Source organism: Romboutsia weinsteinii, from assembly GCF_002250835.2.
Classification (GTDB): domain Bacteria; phylum Bacillota; class Clostridia; order Peptostreptococcales; family Peptostreptococcaceae; genus Romboutsia_A; species Romboutsia_A weinsteinii.
In genome coordinates, this window is the sequence record NZ_NOJY02000138.1 from 1 (window position 1) to 1,480 (window position 1,480).

General features: G+C 48.9%; 1 rRNA gene. It reads left to right on the forward strand.

The annotated features are described in order from the left end of the window. Window positions 1–1,480: ribosomal RNA gene (locus CHL78_RS20170) — 23S ribosomal RNA — on the forward strand; the annotation flags it as partial.

Genomic DNA, 1,480 nt, shown 5'->3' on the forward strand with positions numbered 1-1,480 from the left:
TATTGTAAATGAAGAGGTTTGGAAAGACCCGCCATAGAAGGTAATAGCCCTGTAATTGACACAAGAAAGCTACTAGCATGATCCAGAGTACCACGGGACACGTGAAACCCTGTGGGAAGCAGGAGGGACCATCCTCCAAGCCTAAATACTACCTAGTGACCGATAGCGCATAGTACCGTGAGGGAAAGGTGAAAAGAACCCCGGGAGGGGAGTGAAATAGAACCTGAAACCCTGCACTTACAAGCTGTGGGAGCACTTTTTATGTGTGACCGCGTACTTTTTGTAGAACGGGCCAACGAGTTACGATATGTAGCAAGGTTAAGCACTTAAGGTGTGGAGCCGTAGCGAAAGCGAGTCTTAAATGGGCGTTTAGTTGCATGTCGTAGACCCGAAACCGGGCGACCTATCCATGAGCAGGTTGAAGCGAAAGTAAAATTTCGTGGAGGACCGAACCCACGAGCGTTGAAAAGCTCGGGGATGACTTGTGGATAGCGGTGAAATTCCAATCGAGCCCGGAGATAGCTGGTTCTCCCCGAAATAGCTTTAGGGCTAGCCTCAAGCGTAGAGAAACGGAGGTAGAGCACTGAATGTCCTAGGGGGTATTGCACTTACCGAAGACTATCAAACTCCGAATGCCGTTTTCTTTTACTTGGGAGTCAGACTGTGGGTGATAAGATTCATAGTCAAGAGGGCAACAGCCCAGATCGTCAGCTAAGGTCCCTAAATGTACGTTAAGTGGTAAAGGATGTGGGATTGCACAGACAACCAGGATGTTGGCTTAGAAGCAGCCACTCATTTAAAGAGTGCGTAATAGCTCACTGGTCGAGTGATCCTGCGCCGAAAATTTCCGGGGCTAAAACGTACTACCGAAGCTACGATATCATTATGATAGGTAGGGGAGCTTCGTATACAGGCTGAAGCATGACCGTAAGGACATGTGGACAGTATACGAGTGAGAATGTTGGCATGAGTAGCGAGAGGTGAGTGAGAATCTCACCGGCCGTAAACCCAAGGTTTCCAGGGGAAGGTTCGTCCGCCCTGGGTTAGTCAGGACCTAAGCCGAGGCCGAAAGGCGTAGGTGATGGACAACAGGTTGATATTCCTGTACCACCAATAACCGTTTGAGAAATGGGATGACACAGAAGGATAAGCTAACCGCACTGTTGGTTATGTGCGGACAAGTATTGAGGCAGTTCTGATAGGCAAATCCGTCAGAATAATGCTGGGGTACGATGTGGAGCGAAATTAAGTAGCGAAGTAGCTGATTTCACACTGTCAAGAAAAGTCTCTATCGAGGTTAAAGGTGCCTGTACCTCAAACCGACACAGGTGGGTGAGGAGAGTATCCTAAGGCCAGCCAGAGAACTGTTGTTAAGGAACTCGGCAAAATGACCCCGTAACTTAGGGAGAAGGGGTGCCATCTTCGGATGGCCGCAGAGAATAGGCCCAAGCGACTGTTTACCAAAAACACAGGTTTCTGC